This is a genomic window from Chromobacterium amazonense (genome assembly GCF_001855565.1).
Classification (GTDB): Bacteria; Pseudomonadota; Gammaproteobacteria; order Burkholderiales; family Chromobacteriaceae; genus Chromobacterium; species Chromobacterium amazonense.
Genome location: NZ_MKCR01000008.1, coordinates 1 through 16,733, shown reverse-complemented (window position 1 = coordinate 16,733; position 16,733 = coordinate 1). Strand labels below are relative to the sequence as shown.

16 protein-coding genes are annotated in these 16,733 nt (G+C 63.2%); 9 read left to right on the top strand and 7 right to left on the bottom strand.

Annotated elements, in window-relative coordinates; translation table 11 throughout:
- Positions 1-127: 127 nt before the first annotated feature.
- From frdD to BI343_RS05665, 5 genes are read right to left on the bottom strand one after another with little or no spacing between them, the layout of a single operon-like run.
- Positions 128-493 carry a fumarate reductase subunit FrdD gene (frdD, locus tag BI343_RS05685; RefSeq protein ID WP_083340832.1) on the bottom strand — a complete coding sequence of 122 codons (366 nt, stop codon included), beginning with the start codon at positions 491-493 and terminating at the stop codon, positions 128-130.
- Positions 490-888, bottom strand: a complete 399-nt coding sequence (locus BI343_RS05680; RefSeq protein ID WP_071108995.1) for a fumarate reductase subunit C — start codon at positions 886-888, stop codon at positions 490-492. Before BI343_RS05680 ends, frdD begins: the two co-directional genes overlap by 4 nt.
- Positions 885-1,631 (bottom strand): succinate dehydrogenase/fumarate reductase iron-sulfur subunit, encoded by a 747-nt coding sequence (locus BI343_RS05675; RefSeq protein WP_071108994.1) that lies wholly within the window; start codon positions 1,629-1,631, stop codon positions 885-887. The genes BI343_RS05680 and BI343_RS05675 overlap by 4 nt, the downstream gene beginning before the upstream one ends.
- Positions 1,628-3,403: a fumarate reductase (quinol) flavoprotein subunit gene (frdA, locus tag BI343_RS05670; protein ID WP_071108993.1), complete on the bottom strand. Its 1,776-nt coding sequence runs from the start codon at positions 3,401-3,403 to the stop codon at positions 1,628-1,630. Before frdA ends, BI343_RS05675 begins: the two co-directional genes overlap by 4 nt.
- A 12-nt stretch (positions 3,404-3,415) precedes the next feature.
- Positions 3,416-4,744 (bottom strand): anaerobic C4-dicarboxylate transporter, encoded by a 1,329-nt coding sequence (locus BI343_RS05665; protein WP_071108992.1) that lies wholly within the window; start codon positions 4,742-4,744, stop codon positions 3,416-3,418.
- Between the two features lie 322 nt (positions 4,745-5,066).
- On the opposite strand from BI343_RS05665, the gene BI343_RS05660 reads away from it, so the two are divergent.
- A complete protein-coding gene (locus BI343_RS05660; protein ID WP_071108991.1) occupies positions 5,067-6,521 on the top strand; it encodes a hypothetical protein in 1,455 nt (484 codons plus the stop codon).
- A gap of 61 nt (positions 6,522-6,582) precedes the next feature.
- On the opposite strand, the gene coq7 is transcribed toward BI343_RS05660, so the two are convergent.
- Positions 6,583-7,203 (bottom strand): 2-polyprenyl-3-methyl-6-methoxy-1,4-benzoquinone monooxygenase, encoded by a 621-nt coding sequence (gene coq7 / locus BI343_RS05655; protein WP_043620819.1) that lies wholly within the window; start codon positions 7,201-7,203, stop codon positions 6,583-6,585.
- A 121-nt stretch (positions 7,204-7,324) separates the two neighbouring features.
- Here coq7 and ppa point away from each other — a divergent pair, with 121 nt between their 5' ends.
- Together ppa and BI343_RS05645 are read left to right on the top strand one after the other, a co-directional pair.
- Positions 7,325-7,852 (top strand): inorganic diphosphatase, encoded by a 528-nt coding sequence (gene ppa, locus BI343_RS05650; protein WP_021478635.1) that lies wholly within the window; start codon positions 7,325-7,327, stop codon positions 7,850-7,852.
- A gap of 165 nt (positions 7,853-8,017) precedes the next feature.
- Complete coding sequence (locus tag BI343_RS05645; RefSeq protein WP_139165657.1) at positions 8,018-8,746, top strand: hypothetical protein; 729 nt, start codon at positions 8,018-8,020, stop codon at positions 8,744-8,746.
- 165 nt (positions 8,747-8,911) lie between these two features.
- Here BI343_RS05645 and BI343_RS05640 read toward each other — a convergent pair whose 3' ends face one another.
- Positions 8,912-9,478, bottom strand: coding sequence for a phasin family protein (locus BI343_RS05640; protein ID WP_043620827.1), 567 nt, complete (start codon positions 9,476-9,478; stop codon positions 8,912-8,914).
- A 390-nt stretch (positions 9,479-9,868) separates the two neighbouring features.
- Between BI343_RS05640 and minC the strand changes: the two genes are divergently transcribed.
- The 6 genes from minC to BI343_RS05610 all read left to right on the top strand — a co-directional run.
- A complete protein-coding gene (gene minC / locus BI343_RS05635) occupies positions 9,869-10,591 on the top strand; it encodes a septum site-determining protein MinC (RefSeq protein ID WP_043620830.1) in 723 nt (240 codons plus the stop codon).
- Between the two features lie 23 nt (positions 10,592-10,614).
- On the top strand, positions 10,615-11,427 hold the full coding sequence (gene minD / locus BI343_RS05630) for a septum site-determining protein MinD (protein ID WP_043620832.1): 813 nt from the start codon (positions 10,615-10,617) through the stop codon (positions 11,425-11,427).
- Between the two features lie 3 nt (positions 11,428-11,430).
- Complete coding sequence (gene minE / locus BI343_RS05625) at positions 11,431-11,688, top strand: cell division topological specificity factor MinE (protein WP_043620835.1); 258 nt, start codon at positions 11,431-11,433, stop codon at positions 11,686-11,688.
- A gap of 3 nt (positions 11,689-11,691) precedes the next feature.
- Complete coding sequence (locus BI343_RS05620; protein ID WP_043620838.1) at positions 11,692-12,630, top strand: hydrogen peroxide-inducible genes activator; 939 nt, start codon at positions 11,692-11,694, stop codon at positions 12,628-12,630.
- A 121-nt stretch (positions 12,631-12,751) separates the two neighbouring features.
- Complete coding sequence (locus tag BI343_RS05615) at positions 12,752-14,815, top strand: M3 family metallopeptidase (RefSeq protein ID WP_244886584.1); 2,064 nt, start codon at positions 12,752-12,754, stop codon at positions 14,813-14,815.
- A 189-nt stretch (positions 14,816-15,004) separates the two neighbouring features.
- A partial coding sequence (locus tag BI343_RS05610; RefSeq protein WP_071108989.1) for a M3 family metallopeptidase occupies positions 15,005-16,733 on the top strand: 1,729 nt, incomplete at its 3' end.

Here is a 16,733-nt window from a genome sequence, read left to right as displayed (position 1 = left end):
AATCATCGATCACAAATAGCATCAACATCACTATAGAAGGGGAAAAAAGATGCGCAAAGGCGGAGGACGATGGAAAAAACGGGAAGACCGGCGCGGCGAAGAAAACGCCGCGCCTAAATGCGGATCGCTAGCCGATCCGGCACAGCAGCAGCAAGGCCAGCACAGTGCCCGCCGCCGCCAGGCCATAGGTCAAGGCCTTGGCCAGCGCGCCGCCATGGATGCCGACATCGTGCAGGCTATGGTAGATGCGGTGCGCGGCATGCCACAGCAGCAAGCTGATCAATACCCACAGCGCGGCCTTGCCCAGCAGGCTGTGCGCCAGCGCCAGCGCGCCCTGGTAGCTGGCGGCCTTGGCCGGCAGCCAACCCAGCGGCGCGGCGAAGCCGGTGATGGCCACCAGCATCGGCCCGAACAGCGCGGCCAGCATGCCGCCGGCGCCGAACAGCCCCCAGAAGATGGGCGCATGCGAACGCTTCAATTGCAGGTTTTTCATTGCGATATCCCCCAGACGATGCCCAGCAGCGCCAGGCTGGCCAGCAAGGTGGCGGCGAAACCGCCGGCGGTGATGGCGGCGGCGGACACGCGCTTGCCGCCGACGATGAGCGGCGGCAAGGTTCGCGGCATGATCTTGAACCAGGTGTAGCTGTGGTAGCCGATCATGGCGAGCAGGATCAGGTGGAACAACAACGCCAGCGGGCTTTGCAGCGCGGCGATGAAGCCGTTCCACGCCGCCTCGCCCTGGGACAAATGCCACAGGCCGCACAGCAGCACAAAACCATAGGCGGCGACGAACAGCGCCGTGCCCTCGTGGATCATGTACTCGATGAAATACGGGTTCTTCTGCCACCAGCCGTCCATCGGCCGGACATAAGGCTTGCGCTTGCTCATTTGCATGCTCCCTTAGGTCTGACGAATCGCAGGAAATAGTCCTTGGCCACTTCGGTCTTGTTCAGGTTGACCGCATTGGCCGGGTCCACCGCCTTGGGACAGACTTCCGAGCAGTAACCGACCGCCGTGCAGTTGAACACGCCCTCCTGCGCGGCCAGCAATGCCATGCGCTGCTCGGACGCGCCGTCGCGGCTGTCCTGGTTGTAGCGGTGCAAGAGCGCGATGGCGCCGGGGCCGAGGAAATCCGAGTTCAGGCCGTATTGCGGACAGGCGGCATAGCACAACAGGCAGTTGATGCAGCCGCTGAACTGGGCGTACCAGTCCATCTGCGCCGGCGTCTGCTTGTACTCGCCCTCGGACAAGGGCTTGTCTTCCTTGGGCACGATATAGGGCGTGATGCTTTCGAGTTTCTCGATGAAGTCGTCCAGCACCACCACCAGATCGCGCTCGATCGGGAAGTGGTTCAATGGCTCGATGCGCACCTTGCCCGGATAGTCGCGCAGGAAGGTCTTGCAGGCGAGCTTGGGCACGCCGTCCACCATCATGCCGCAGCTGCCGCAGATGGCCTGGCGGCAGGACCAGCGAAAGGCCAGCGTGCCGTCCAGATAATCGCGGATGTATTGCAGGCCCTGCAGCACCGACATGTCGTCGCTGTACGGCACGCCGAAACCTTGCAGCCACGGCTCCTGGTCCTGCTCGGGCCGGTAGCGCAGCACCTCGATATGGATAGTTTTGTCCGTCATGCCTGTTCTCCTTTTTCTGCGGCCACCCCCGCCGCGCCATAGGCGCGCACGCCGGGTTGGGACGTGGTGATCTTGACCGCGCCGTACTCGATGCGCGGCCCGGCATCCGGCTGATAAATGGCGTGGCTATGCTTGAGGAAGTTGACGTCGTCGCGCGCCTCATAGCCATCCAGCCGCTGATGCGCGCCGCGCGATTCCTTGCGGTGCAGCGCCGAATGCGCCATCGCCTCGGCTACGTCCAGCTGGTAACCCAGCTCGATGGCCAGCAGCCAGTCGCTGTTCCACACGCTGGATTTATCTTCCACATTGACGTTCTGGAAGCGTTGCTTGAGCTCGGCCAGCTTGTCGCAGGTGGCGCGCATGCTGTCTTCCATGCGGTAGATGCCGCAGCCTGCCTCCATGGTTTCCGCCATTTCGCGACGCAAATCGGCGATGCGCTCGGTGCCGTCCTTGGCACGCAGCGCGTGCAGGCGGGCCTCGGCCGCCTCCGCTTGCTTCAACAGCCCCTCGCGCTTGGCCGGCTTGCTGTCGCGGGCGAAGCGCGCGGCCTCGATGCCAGCCACCTTGCCAAATACCGACAGCTCGGCCAGCGAGTTCGACCCCAGCCGGTTGGCGCCGTGGATGCCGACGCTGGAGCACTCGCCGGCCGCGTACAAGCCAGGCATCGGAGCGGCGCAATGTCCGTCCACCAGGATGCCGCCCATGGTGTAGTGCACTGCCGGCCGCACCGGGATCGGTTCCTTGGCCGGATCGATGCCGAGGAACTCCTCGGCCAGTTCGCAGATTTGCGGCAGCCGCTCGCGCAGCTTGGCATGGCCCAGGTGGCGCAGGTCCAGATACACCGCCGAGCCCCATGGTCCCTGCACGGTGCGGCCCTTTTGCTGCTCGTACCAGAAGGCTTGGCTCAGCCGGTCGCGCGGCCCCAGCTCCATGAACTTGTTGCGCGGCTTGTCCTCGGCCGGCCCCAGGCCGTAGTCCTGCAGATAGCGGTAGCCGTCCTTGTTGATCAACAGGCCGCCCTCGCCGCGGCAGGCTTCGGTGAACAACAGGCCGGTGCGCGGCATGCAGGTGGGGTGGTATTGCACGAACTCCATGTCCCTGAGCGGCACGCCGTGGCGGTAAGCCAGCGCCATGCCGTCGCCGGTGACGATGCCGCCGTTGGTGTTCTCACGGAACACCCGCCCCGCGCCGCCGGTGGCCATCACCACCGCGCCGGCCTCGATCAGCACACTCTCGCCGCTGGCGATCTCGATGGCCAGCACGCCGCGCGCCTGGCCGTCCTCGACGATCAGGTCGGCGCAGAAGTATTCGTCGAAGCGCTGAATCTGCGGAAACTGAATGGAGGTCTGGAACAGCGTGTGCAGCATGTGGAAGCCGGTCTTGTCGGCGGCAAACCAGGTGCGCTCTATCTTCATGCCGCCGAAGGCGCGCACGTTGACGCTGCCGTCCTCCTTGCGGCTCCACGGACAGCCCCAATGCTCCAGCTGCACCATCTCTTCCGGACACTGGCGGACGAAATACTCGACCACGTCCTGTTCGCACAGCCAGTCGCCGCCGGCCACGGTGTCGTGGAAGTGGGCGTCGAAACTGTCATGATCCTGCTTCACCGCCGCCGATCCGCCCTCCGCCGCCACCGTGTGGCTGCGCATCGGATAGACCTTGGACACCAGCGCGATCTTGAGCTTGGGATCGAACTGGGCGGCGGCGATGGCCGCCCTCAGGCCGGCGCCCCCGGCGCCGACAATCACTACGTCTGCTTGGCAGGTCTTCACGCGATTCCCCTGTCAGAAGTAAAAATGCGTCAATGCGTAGGCCGCCAACGTGGACACGCCCACCCCGATCAGGCCCGGCATCATGAAACTGTGGTTGAGCAGATATTTGCCGATGCGAGTGGTGCCGCTGCGATCCATATTGATGGCGGCCAGGTCGCTGGGATAAAAGGCGAAAAAGAAATAGGCGTAACAGGACGGCATGATGGCCAGCAGCTGGTGCGGACTCAGGCCCAGCGCCAATCCGAACGGCACCATGATGGTCAAGGTGGCGGCCTGGCTCTTGACGAAGGCGGACACCGCGAACATGGCCAGCGCGAAGGTCCACGGCGCGTACTCCACCATCACCTTGATGTTGTCGACCAGGAAGGCTTCGTTGGCCTTGACGAAGGTGTCGCTCATCCAGGCGATGCCGAAAATGGAAACCACGGCGATCATGCCGGCGGTAAACACTTCGGAGCGGGCGATGGTGGCCGCCTTGGCGTTGGACAAAAACAGGATAAAGGCGCCGAAGGCCAGCATCACGAACTGCACCGCCGTCGTCATCGGCACCGTTTTGCCCTTGTCGTCCATCGGCAGCCAGTGCGGGAACAGCGCCAGCAACACCACCACCAGAATGCCGCTGAAGAACAGGATGACGGCAGGCTTGGCGTGGGCCGGCAGCACCTTGTCCAGCGTGGTCACCGATTTTTCTATCGACGCGCGGAAGTCCGGGTCCTGCAGCCTGGCCTGGTACTCCGGGTCCTGATCGAGCTCGACGCCGCGCTTCAGGCTCCAGAAGGCCGCGGCCGCCACGCCGATCAAACCGGCGGGAATCGTGACCATCAGAATTTCCCACAGCGTCAGCGGCTGGCTGCTCTTGGCCGTCATCGCCAGCAAGGACGTCACGGCGGCGGCGGCCGGGCTGGCGGTGATCCCCATCTGCGAGGCCACGCTGGCCATCGCCATCGGCCGCTCCGGACGGATCTTGGTTTTCAGCGATACGTCGGCGATCACCGGCAGCAAGGAATACACCGCGTGGCCGGTGCCGACGCACATGGTCAACAAAAACGTGGACAAGGGCGCAAGAAAGGTGATCTGCTGCGGATGCTTGCGCATCACCTTTTCCGCCTGCTGCACCAGGAAGTCCAGCCCGCCCGCCACCTGCAGCGTGGCCGACGCCGTCACCACCGCCAGGATGATCAGCATCACCGTGATCGGCGGCTCGGCCGGCGCCACCCGGAACACGAAGGCCAGCACGGCGACGCCCAGGCCGCCTATCATGCCCAGCGCCACCCCGCCGCGCCGGATGCCGATCAGAATCGCCGTCAGCAACAGCGCGAATTCAATCCAGAAAGTCCACATGTCTGCTCTCCTTGGCCTGCTTGTCGCGCTGTCGCCAAATCGGAAACATCGGACCCATCAGCCGCTTGCCCATTACCTGTTTATATGGTCTGCGGCGAAACCGGGGCTAGACCTTGATCAAGCGAAGAGGACTTAGTGGATGAAATACCCGGAGCGCATGGAAAACAGGAAAACTCAAGAGACGGACTCTCGGCACAACCTGTCCTTTAGGATGAAAATCCGTGGATCAAGGGAACCTATAACACGCATTATGCGCACGTCTTTGAATTGCGCATCGTTCGCCGATTGGCGCTCACGCTCATTCCCGCATGGAGAAAGCGCAATGCATCCTTACCGTCTGCTCCTTCCCGCCGCCCTGCTGCTGAGTGATCTGGCAAGCGCGCACCCCGTGCCGCTGCCCAACCCGCACATTCCCGGCTATTCGTTTCCGGAGTCCGAGTCGCAACTGATGGACTGGATCAACCAGCCCACGCCGGCCAACACTCGGCAGATCTATCGTCACGGCTGGGGGCTTTGGGCCTCGTTGACCGCGCCCAGCGGGCAGTCGGAATTCGACATTCCCAATGTCCCGGTTTACCTGACTTGGCTGACCCCGGCGGAGGTGGCCGCGCTGCCTTCCGACCCCGAGCAATTGAAGGCGCAGGCGGCCACGCCGCGGCAGCTGCAATTGCGCGTTCCGCGCCAGTTCCAGCGTGTTCCGGGGTTCCAGGAAAAATTGCAGGCGAAAAAGGCCGAATTGAGCGCCAAGGCCAATCCCTCAATCAGCGACATGCGAGACACATCGGTTTTTGAAATGGTGGCCTACGATCCCGCTGCCGCGGAGTTCGCCCGCAAGAACCAATTGTTTTCCAAGGCCGAGCTGACCAAGCTATACAATGCCGGCAACGCATCGATCCCCGCGTTCCCATCCAACGCCGTCACCATCAAGCCCGTGTACAAGCTGGTGAGCAAGGCGAACATGATCAAGGGCAGCTCTTTGTACGTGATGCCGGCTTGGCCCGGCACCCCGAAAGTGACACCGGACATCGAGAAAAACGGCTTTTCCGAAGACAAATGGCCCGGCTGCGTCTACATCGACGCCAAGAACCCCGGCAAATCCAAGGCGGACCGCACCGACCCCTCCTGTAGCCACCCGAATGCCAGCAACACCTTCGCCCTGGGTGACTTCATCGCCTACCCCGTCACCGCGGACAACGTGAAGCAATTTCAGCAATTGGTACAAGCCCAGCTGAAACAGTCGGTAGAGGTCGGCGATGCGCTGATTCTGATGGCCATGCATGTCACCACACGCGAAATCACCGAATGGACGTGGCAGACTTACTTCTGGACGCCGAACCCGGCCAAGCCTCCCCTGCCCGGCAATCGCGCCGCCGCCGCTGCGCGGCCGGCTCAAGTGGCATGGCCCGCCGCCCACTACGCCATGTCCATCGGCTACCAGATGGTGGCGCCAAATCAACCGATAAACGGCGGCAAGAGCGTCGGCCAGCCGGTGACGGTATATAACCCGTATCTGGAATCAGACTTCAACGCCGCCACCTTCACCGCCCCGCCGGTCAATGTCGGCATCTATAGCCCCGTCAGCAAGCGGACCTTCCGTGGCACGGTCGGCGTACAGACCAACTGCATGACTTGCCACTCCGGCGCCTCGGTACAAATGGACAGCAAGGCGAGCGCGATAGGCTACTCCACCAACTTCTACATTCCGCGCGACGCGCCGATGTTCAAGGGCAATCTGCAAACCGACTTCCTGTGGTCGATCGCGGACGACGCCAAATAGCCGGAAACCGCCCTGCCCATGCGACAAGACCGGCTTTCGCCGGTCTTGTTGTTTGCCTGTGTTACAGATGATAGCTGCTGCCGGTCATCAGCCTGGCCGACAGCTTCATCGCCGCCTTCAAGGGCGCGGGCAGCTCGGCAGCGCCCAGCTCGTGCGCCATCTCGGCATGCTGCAGTTCGTCGTCGCGCATCTGGCTGACGATGGCGCGGCTGCGCGCGTCGCCTTCCGGCAAAGCGCTCAAATGGCTGTCCAGATGCGCGCCCACCTGGCGCTCGGTTTCCTGCAGAAAGCCCAGATTCCATTTATCTCCGAGCACCCCGGCCGCCACGCCCATAGCCAAGGAACCGGTATACCAAAGCGGATTGAGCAGGCTGGGACGGCCGCCCAGCTCTCGGATGCGGCGCTCGGTCCAGGCCAGATGCTCGACCTCTTCCTGCGCCGCCTGACGCAGCGCCTCGCGCGCCGCCGCGTCGCGCGCGGTCAATGCCTGGCCCTGATACAAGGCCTGCGCGCACACCTCGCCGCAATGATTGACCCGCATCAGCCCTAATGCATGCCGTTTTTCCGCCGCGCTCAGTTCGGTCTCGGCGATATCCTGATCCGGATGCGCGCGACCGCTATGCGCCGGCGCGCACAAGGTGCGCAGGCCCTTGTCCAGTTCGGTGATCAGCTTGTCCAGCATCGGCACGGCTCCAGCAATTCGTCAAACCGCTGATTATACCTGGCCGGCACAGCGACGGCAGCTGCTGATATAATCAGCCGGTTAAACCTGTTTATCTACTCAACACGAAGGATTGCGCGCAATGAACCTCGCAAGCATCGGCCCGGGCAAAGACATGCCGGGCGACTTCAACGTCGTCATCGAAATCTCCGCCAACGCCGCTCCGATCAAGTACGAATTCGACAAGGAATGGAACACGCTGGTGGTGGACCGCTTCATGGGCACTTCCATGATGTATCCGGCCAACTACGGCTTCGTGCCGCAAACCCTGGCCGGCGACGGCGACCCGGTTGACGTGCTGGTGGTCACCCCGTTCCCGCTGCCGCCGGGCGTGGTGGTGCGCTGTCGCGCCCTGGGCCTGATCAAGATGGAAGACGACGGCGGCGTGGACGCCAAGCTGGTGGCCGTGCCGGTGGAAAAGCTGTGCCCGATGTACAAATCCATCCAGAAGCTGGAAGACCTGCCGGAACTGCTGCGCGCGCAGATGGTGCATTTCTTCGAGCACTACAAGGATCTGGAAAAGGGCAAGTGGGTCAAGATCCAGGGCTGGGGCACGCTGGAAGACGCCAAAACCGAACTGGTGGAAGGCATCGAGCGCTTCGGCAAGTAAGCGCCGCAAAACGCAACCGGCCAGTCGGCCGGTTTTTTAACGCCCTTGAATGCTGCATTGCACAATTCAGTAATTCAGCCTGATAATGGATTGCTGTGGCACACGCTTTCTGCCACGCTTTAAATCCGAACAAGCCGCCTGACGGCGGCCCCATGGTGCCCAAACATGGCTGTTTCCTACCGCATGCGGGGACAAGCGCCCCATTTGTCCTGGTTCTTGCGCCGGCTGGAAGCGCAAGGGCTGGCCGCTGCGCCGGAACACGACACGCCATCGCGCCTGCCTGCCGAGTGGATCGGCATCGAGCTGGATGATTGCTGGCTAGACCTTGCCGTGGATAGCGATCATGCGCTGGAAGCGCGGCACGCTTATTGCCGCCAGGCAGGCATGGCTCTGCTGGAGCTCGCCGGAGACTGGCTGCCGCCCGCCGCCGAGCATGGCTTCATGCTGCTGGTAGGCAACGCGCCGGCGCCGGGCAGCGCCGCCTGGCAGCTGCTGGACGCCTTGGCACCGCAGCCCGGCTGCTGGCTGCATAGCGGGCCTCTCCACAGCGCCCGCTTCTGCCAGCGGGTATTCGCCGCGCTGTTGCATGCCTGCCACTCCCCCCTACTGCCTCCCGATGCTCAGCCGCGCAATCTGCAATGGGAGCAGATGCTGGGAGAGCAATGGCTGCTGGTCGACAAATTGCGCCAATTGGCGGCCTGCTATCTGACAGACCGCATCGGACTCACTCCGCCCTACCCATCCCCATTGCCGGAAAGCGCGCGTCATTACGCGGCCAACCTGGCGCGCAGCATTGTTTTGACGCTGCCGCAGCAACAGGATTGGGACAAACTGCTGCAGGAATTGTCCGCGCTTCTGCAAACGCGAGATCGGCAGCAAGCCGGGCACACCTAAGCTGGAAATGAACGGCAATCAGCCGACCGGCTGCAAATCATGAACGCCTGGTTTCCACAGGATTTGCAGCACTCAAGAACTCATGGTTTTCCGCTTCGCATGGCCAAAACAAACCGCCCCGGCAGATGCCGGGGCGGTTTGCGTCTTCCAGAGCAGCGAAGCAGATCAGGCGGCGGCAGTAGCGGACTTTTTGCGAGCTACGGCAGCGCTGGCGGCCTTGGCCGAATTGGCGGCGGCTTCAACACCGGCTTCAGCGATCTCGGCGCTGACCTTCTTGGCGGTCTTGGACACGCTTTCGAAAGCGGCGGTGGAGGTGTTCAGCAGGGTCTTCAGCGCGGACACGGCGATGTCGGAGCCGGCCGGGGCGTTCTTCGACAGACGCTCCAGGCTGGTTTGCAGCGCCTTGTTGTTTTCGGCGATCTGCTCTTCAACAAAAGCGGTGAGCTCGTTCTGGGTAGCCAAAGCAGCGTCGTATACGTGGCGGGCGGCGGAGAAAGCCTGATCCAGAGCCGGCTGAGCCAGGCCGCTTTGCACGTCGCCCAGGGCCTTGACGTCCTTCACTTCGCTCAAAGTCTTGAAAGCCTGGGCGTTGTCGTTCAGCAGCTTGCGCGACAGGTCCAGTTGCAGGCTGGCGAAGCGCTCGGCGCCGGCCAGCACGATGGAGGAAAGACGAACAGCCTTGTCGAACTGCGATTGACCAAGGGCGGAAAGTTCTTGCGTGGTGGTAAACATGTAATCAGCTCCTAGAATGTCGGGGACACAGCGATACAGCAGCAAAACCGTCGTTCCGCGCAATGATGTTGCAGCGCAACAATCACACTTTACCGCCAACGGATCGCGCAGGTCAAGGATTTGTTGCATTGCACAATAAACTAAACGGCTATTTCTGCAGAGTTTTTACTACACAATCATTCCATGAAGATGACAATTACGCGCCTGTCCCTCAGGACATGCCGAACTGAGGTTTTTTTGCAATGCACCGCAAATGGCTTGCGCTGACAGACTCGCCACCGACCGCCGGTCTCATGCCATCCGGCCCTCCAAGCAAAGCAGCCATTGAAACCCCGACGCCAAGCCAGTACACTCGCCCATAGAAGAAATCTATCCAGTTAAAGCCATCTCATGAGCCCTGTGGCCAACGCCTTTGATATCAAATCCGCCAGTCTGGACCTGCTGGCCATCTTGCTGCGCACCGATAATCTGGACGAACTGAGCCAGGCTCTGGACGCGCGGTTCGGCAACACCAGCGAAGCGCCCGCAGAGGCCTTCGTGCTGGATGTGGAGGCCCTGCCCAATCCGGCCGACCTCGACTTCGGCCGCTTGCTGCCCTTGCTGAGCCGCCGCGGTATCCGCGCCGTCGCCCTGCGCCATCCGGACAACGCGCTGGCCGCCGTGGCCGGCCGCTTCGGGCTGGCCTTCGCCAACAGCGCCGCCCAGCCCCGCTCGGTGCAAACGGTCCAGGAGCCGGCGGCCAAGCCCGCCGCCGAAGCGCCTGCGCCGGCCCCCGCGTCGTCCTGCATGATCATCGACCGGCCGGTCCGCGCCGGCCAGCAGATCTATGCCAAGGGGTGCGATCTGGTGGTGCTGGCCATGGTCAACACCGGCGCCGAAGTCATCGCCGACGGCAACATCCACGTTTATGCGCCATTGCGTGGGCGCGCGCTGGCCGGCGCGCGCGGCAACTCGCAAGCCCGCATTTTCACCCGCAGCATGGAAGCCGAACTGGTGTCCATCGCCGGGGTGTACCGCACCATTGAACAGGCCTTGCCCGAGAGCATTCTGGGCAAGCCCACCCAGATCTACCTTGAAAACGAGCGCCTGGTGATGAGCGCGCTCGGCGAGTAAAACATTTTCCAAAGGAAAGCCCCGTGGCAAAAATCATCGTTGTGACATCCGGCAAGGGTGGCGTAGGCAAAACCACCACCAGCGCAAGCTTCGCTTCCGGCCTGGCACTGCGCGGCCACAAGACTGTCGTGATCGACTTCGACGTCGGCCTGCGCAACTTGGACCTGATCATGGGCTGCGAACGCCGCGTGGTGTACGACCTGATCAATGTGGTCAATGGCGAAGCCAGCCTGAACCAAGCGCTGATCAAGGACAAGAACTGCGACAATCTGTTCATCATCCCGGCCTCGCAAACCCGCGACAAGGACGCGCTGACGCTGGAAGGCGTGGAAAAGGTGTTGAAGGATCTGAACGACGCCGGCTTCGAATACATCGTCTGCGATTCCCCCGCCGGCATCGAGAAGGGCGCGCTGATGGCGCTGTACTTCGCCGATGAGGCGCTGATCGTCACCAACCCGGAAGTTTCGTCGGTGCGCGACTCCGATCGCATCCTGGGCATCCTGGCCTCCAAGTCCAAGCGCGCCGAAGAAGGACGCGAGGCGGTGAAGGAGCACCTGTTGATCACCCGCTACGCGCCGGGACGCGTGGACAAGGGCGAAATGCTGTCGGTCGAGGACGTCAAGGAAATCCTGCGCGTGCCGCTGATCGGCGTCATTCCGGAATCTCAGAGCGTGCTGCAGGCATCCAACTCCGGCACTCCGGCCATCCACCTGAAAGGGACGGATGTGGCCGACGCGTACACCGACGTGGTGGCGCGATTCCTGGGCGAACAACGCCCGATGCGCTTCCTGGAAGCCCCCAAGGTGGGCATCCTCAAGCGCCTGTTCGGAGGTTAATTCATGTCATTGATCGATATGATTTTTGGCAAGCGCCAAAAATCCGCCGCCATCGCCAGGGAACGCCTGCAGATCATCCTGGCCCACGAGCGCAACGGCCGCCACGCGCCGGACTATCTGCCGGCCTTGCAACGCGAACTGATGGAAGTGATATCCAAATACGTGTCGGTCAATCTCGACGACATCAAGGTGCAAGTGGAGCGCCAGGACGACTACGAAGTCCTGGAGGTCAACATCGTACTGCCGGAGCAACAGCGCTAAGCCATGACGCTGACCGAACTGCGCTATATCGTGGCGGTGGCGCGCGAGCGCCATTTCGGCCGCGCGGCCCAAAGCTGCTTCGTCAGCCAGCCGACGCTGTCCATCGCCATCAAGAAGCTGGAGGACGAACTGGGCGTGACCCTGTTCGAACGCGGCGGCCAGGAAGTGGCGGTCACCGAGATCGGCGAACGCATCATCGAGCAATCGCAGCGCGTGCTGGAAGAGGCCGACGCGGTCAAGCGCCTGGCCGGCGAGCATCAGAACGAGCTAGCCGGCCCGCTGAAGCTGGGGGTGATCTTCACCATCAGCCCCTACTTGCTGCCCAAGCTGATTCCGGCGCTGCGCATCCTGGCGCCGGACATGCCGCTGATCCTGGAAGAGAACTACACCTCCCGGCTGGCGGAAATGCTCAAGCGCGGCGAGGTGGACGCCATCATCGTCGCCGATCCTTTCGAGGAAACCGGCATCGAAGCCTGGCCCCTGTACGACGAGCCTTTCGTCGTCGCCACGCCCAAAGGCCATCCCTGGGAAAAGCAGCAGGCCATCCAGCCCTGCCAGCTGTCCGAGGAAAGCGTCCTGCTGCTCAGCCCCGGCAACTGCTTCCGCGATCAGGTGCTGCAAGCCTGCAGCGAGCTCTCCAGCCGGCCGGCGCAAGGCCATAATCTGGCCAGCACGCTGCAAGGCAGCTCGCTGAACACCATACGCCACATGGTGGCCAGCGGCATGGGCGTCACCGTGATGCCGGCCACCTCGGTCGGCCCCGGCGACGAATCGCTGTTGTCCATCGTGCCGTTCAGCCAGCCGGCGCCGCAACGCCGCGTGCTCTTGGTGACCCGCAAACAGTTCTTCCGCAAGAAGGCGATAGAAACCCTGCAACAGGCCGTGTTCTGTTCCGGACTCTCCGACGTCGTCATGCTGGAAGGCGAAGCCAAACTCGCCTGATGTCGTAATTGCTCCAACCCGCCCGGCTACGCCGCAGCGGGTTTTTCCCGCTTCCACCAGAATCGTCACCGGTGCGATTGCAAGATCACATTCCACCGGCACGGCCGACCATGCTAAAGTCATGCGCGAAACTATCACTCAACCGAGAGACAAGAGCGCCATGAACGCCAATCCCTTGCTGCAAGCCTGGAACACGCCGCATCAACTCCCCCCCTTCGATCAAGTCCAAGCCGAACACTTCGAACCGGCATTCGATGTCCTATTTGCCGAGCACCTGGCCGAAATCGACCAGTTGGCCGCGCTGAACGAGCCGGCCAGCTTTGAAAACACCGCCGCCGCCTTCGACCGCAGCGGCCTGCGCCTGGAGCGCGCCCAGTTGCTGCTGGACAACCTGACATCCTCGGAAACCTCGCCCGAGCTGCAGGAAGTGGAACGCCGCATGGCGTCTAAGCTGGCCGAGCACCGTAGCCGCATTTACATGCATGCGGGCTTCTTCGCTCGGCTGGACGCCATCCACGCCCAGCGAGACAACCTGAGCCTGAACGAAGAGCAAGGCCGCTTGCTGGACCTGATCCACCGCGACTTCGTCCGCGCCGGCGCCAAGCTGCAGGGCCCGGCCCGCCAGCGTTATGCCGAAGTCGTTTCCAAATTGGCGGAGCTGACCACCGCCTTCGGTCAAAACGTGCTGGCCGACGAGAGCGAATATGCACTGCCATTGACGGAAAACGATCTGGCCGGCCTGCCGCCCTTCCTGCTGGACGCCGCCCGCGCCGCCGCCGAGGCGCGCCAGCTGCCGGGCTGGGTCATCACCCTGTCGCGCTCGTCCATCGTGCCCTTCCTGACCTTCTCGCAACGCCGCGACCTGCGCGAGCAAGCCTGGCGCGCCTGGACCGGCCGCGGCGAATACCCTGAGCGCGACAACCGCCCGCTGGCCAAGCAAATCCTGGCCTTGCGCGTCGAGCAAGCCAAGCTGCTCGGCTACGCCAGCTTCGCCGACTACGCCATCGCCAACCGCATGGCCGGCGCCCCGGCCGCCGTGCACGCGCTGATGGACCAGGTATGGGAACCGGCCAAGGCTCGCTTCGAGTCGGAAAAGGCCATGCTGCGCGAGGAAGCGGCCAAGCTCGGCGAACCGGCCGACATCCAGCCCTGGGATTGGTTTTATCTGGCGGAAAAAGTGCGCATCGCCCGTTATGCGCTGGACGACGCCGAGATCAAGCCCTACTTTGGCTTGGAGAATATGATAAAGGCGATGTTCGACGTGGCGGGCCGGCTATTCGGCCTCAGCTTCAGCGAACGCCACGACCTCAAGCTGTATCACCCGGACGTGCGCGCCTGGGATGTGAGCCGCGAGGGCAAGGTGATCGCCTTGTTCCTGGGCGACAACTACGCGCGGCAGAGCAAGCGCGGCGGCGCCTGGATGCATGTCTACCGCTGGCAAAGCCGCAACGGCGGCGAGACGCTGCCCATCGTCGTCAACAACAATAACTTCGCCAAGGCCGGCCACGGCCAGACCTTGCTGAGCTTCGACGACGTGCGCACGTTGTTCCACGAGTTCGGACACGGCTTGCACGGCATGCTGTCCAATGTCGAATACCGGCTCGTGGCCAGCCCCAACAGCCCATGGGACTACGTGGAACTGCCATCGCAACTGATGGAAAACTGGGCCCTGGTGCCGGAAGTGCTGGAAAAGCACGCGCGCCACGCCGAAACCGGCGCGGCCATTCCCGCCGAGCTGGTGGCCAAGATCAAGGCCGCGCGCCACTTCAACCAGGGTTTCGAAACCGTGCGCTACGCCGCCTCCACGCTGATCGACCTAGCCTTGCACGAACGCGACGACGCCGACGGCATCGACATCGCCGCCTTCGAGACCGCAGAACGCGAACGGCTGGGCGTTCCGCCGGCGGCCGGCATGAACCATCGCCCGCCGCACTTCGGCCACATCTTCTCCGGCGACGCCTACGCCGCCGGCTACTACGTCTATATGTGGGCGGAAGTGCTGGAGGCCGAGGCGTTTGGCGCCTTCGAAGAAGCAGGCGATCCCTTCGATCCGGAACTGGCCGACAAACTGTATCGCTACATCTACAGCGCCGGCGACGCCCGCGAGCAACGCGCCGCCTTCCGCGCCTTCCGCGGCCGCGATCCGCAAGCGGAAGCGATGCTGAAGAGCCGAGGCCTGCGGTAAACACGTTCTAAAGGCCAGCCTGCGCGGCAGGCTGGTCTTTTCCATTCCAAGCGGTCTTGACGGCCATTCTGGATGCCGCCCCGCCGAGAATGGAGCTCACGGCTACGCCGCCTTCGTGAGTGATCCAGACGGCCATCATCTAGAAGCGGTCTGCAAGGCAGACTGATAAAAAATCACTCAGGAAACCTCATGCCCAACCCGCTGCTGCAAGCCTGGGACACGCCCCACCAATTGCCGCCATTCGATCTCATCCAGCCCGAGCACTTCGCGCCGGCGTTGGAGCAATTGATGGCCGAACATCTCCAAGCGGTCGAGGCCATCGCCAAACAGGCCAACTCAGCCAGCTTCGCCAATACGGCGGAAGCGCTGGAGGCTGCCGCCTTGCCGCTCCAGCGCGTCTCGCTGGTTTTCCATAACCTCTGCGCGTCCCACCCCACACCCGAGCTGCAGGCAGTGGAGCGCTCGCTGGCGCCCAAGCTGGCCGCCCACCATGGCGCCATCTATCTGAACCAGAAACTGTTCGCCCGACTCGATGCCCTCATGCGTCAAGCATCGGAGCTGGAGTTGAGCGAGGAGCAACGCCGGCTGCTGCAGCGGCTGCACCTGGACTTCCTGATGGCAGGCGCCTGTCTGCAAGGCGAGGCGCGGCGCGAATTCGCCGCTTGCGTCGAAGAACTGGCGATGCTGAGCGCGCGCTTCGGCCAGAACCTGCTGGCCGACGAGGCCGAGTACGCGCTGCAACTGCGCGATGAGACGGAATTGGCCGGCCTGCCGCCATCGCTGCGCATTGCCATGGCCGAGGCCGCCCGCCAACGCGGACTGGAAGGCTATGTGGCCACGCTGGCACGCTCGTCGGCCATCGCCTTCCTCACCCACTCCAGCCGCGCCGACCTGCGCGAGGCCATCTGGCGCGCCTGGACCACGCGCGGCGCCCGCCCGGCGCGCGACAACCGTCCGCTGCTGCAACGCATCCTGCAGCTGCGCCAACAGCAGGCCAGGCTGCTCGGCTACGCCAACTACGCTGACTACGTGCTGTGCGACCGCATGGCCGGCACGCCGCAGGCGGTTTATCAATTGCTGGAACAAGCGTGGGAGCCGGCCAAGGCCTTGTTCGCGCGCGAAAAGCAGCAGCTGCAAACCATGGCGCGCAAGCTTGGACTCGATGAAGACATCGCGCCCTGGGACTGGCGCTATCTGGCCGAGAAAGTGCGCCTGGAACACTATGCGCTGGACGACTCCGAGGTGAAGCCGTATTTCAGCCTGGCCAATATGCAGGCGGCGATGTTCGATGTCGCCGGACGCCTGTTCGGCCTCAGTTTCGACGAGCGCAGCGATCTGCCGCGCTACCATCCGGACGTGCGCGGCTGGGAAGTCCGCCTCCACGGACAACTCATCGGCGTGTTTCTCAGCGACAATTTCGCCCGTCCCGGCAAGAAAGGCGGCGCCTGGATGAGCGTCTATCGCGCGCAAGGCCTGCATGGCGGCGTTTCGCTGCCCATCGTCGTCAACAACACCAACTTCGCCAAGGGCGGGCCGACGCTGCTGAGCTTCGACGACGTGCGCACCCTGTTCCACGAATTCGGCCACGGCCTGCATGGCCTGCTGTCCCACGTGAACTACCCGCGCTTGTCCGGCACCCGCGTGCCGCGCGACTATGTCGAGCTGCCATCGCAACTGATGGAAAACTGGGCGCTGGTGCCGGAGGTGTTGGAAAAACACGCCCACCACGTCGAAACCGGCGCTGTCATCCCGCCGGCGCTGGTGGCCAAAATTCTGGCCGCGCAAAACTTCCAGCAAGGCTATGCCACGGTGCGCTATGCCATCTCCGCCTTGCTCGATATGGAATTGCATCAGCAGGCCGATGGCATAGACGACGCGGACGCGTTCCAGGCCGAGGTGTGCCGCCGCTACGGCTTGC

What these genes read in the sequence shown, in the direction of transcription:
- frdD (WP_083340832.1), bottom strand. Translation starts at nt 493, where the DNA reads ATGAAAAACCTGCAATTGAAGCGTTCGCATGCGCCCATCTTCTGGGGG.
- BI343_RS05680 (WP_071108995.1), bottom strand. Translation starts at nt 888, where the DNA reads ATGAGCAAGCGCAAGCCTTATGTCCGGCCGATGGACGGCTGGTGGCAG.
- BI343_RS05675 (WP_071108994.1), bottom strand. Translation starts at nt 1,631, where the DNA reads ATGACGGACAAAACTATCCATATCGAGGTGCTGCGCTACCGGCCCGAG.
- BI343_RS05665 (WP_071108992.1), bottom strand. Translation starts at nt 4,744, where the DNA reads ATGTGGACTTTCTGGATTGAATTCGCGCTGTTGCTGACGGCGATTCTG.
- BI343_RS05660 (WP_071108991.1), top strand. Translation starts at nt 5,067, where the DNA reads ATGCATCCTTACCGTCTGCTCCTTCCCGCCGCCCTGCTGCTGAGTGAT.
- coq7 (WP_043620819.1), bottom strand. Translation starts at nt 7,203, where the DNA reads ATGCTGGACAAGCTGATCACCGAACTGGACAAGGGCCTGCGCACCTTG.
- ppa (WP_021478635.1), top strand. Translation starts at nt 7,325, where the DNA reads ATGAACCTCGCAAGCATCGGCCCGGGCAAAGACATGCCGGGCGACTTC.
- BI343_RS05645 (WP_139165657.1), top strand. Translation starts at nt 8,018, where the DNA reads ATGGCTGTTTCCTACCGCATGCGGGGACAAGCGCCCCATTTGTCCTGG.
- BI343_RS05640 (WP_043620827.1), bottom strand. Translation starts at nt 9,478, where the DNA reads ATGTTTACCACCACGCAAGAACTTTCCGCCCTTGGTCAATCGCAGTTC.
- minC (WP_043620830.1), top strand. Translation starts at nt 9,869, where the DNA reads ATGAGCCCTGTGGCCAACGCCTTTGATATCAAATCCGCCAGTCTGGAC.
- minE (WP_043620835.1), top strand. Translation starts at nt 11,431, where the DNA reads ATGTCATTGATCGATATGATTTTTGGCAAGCGCCAAAAATCCGCCGCC.
- BI343_RS05620 (WP_043620838.1), top strand. Translation starts at nt 11,692, where the DNA reads ATGACGCTGACCGAACTGCGCTATATCGTGGCGGTGGCGCGCGAGCGC.
- BI343_RS05615 (WP_244886584.1), top strand. Translation starts at nt 12,752, where the DNA reads ATGCGCGAAACTATCACTCAACCGAGAGACAAGAGCGCCATGAACGCC.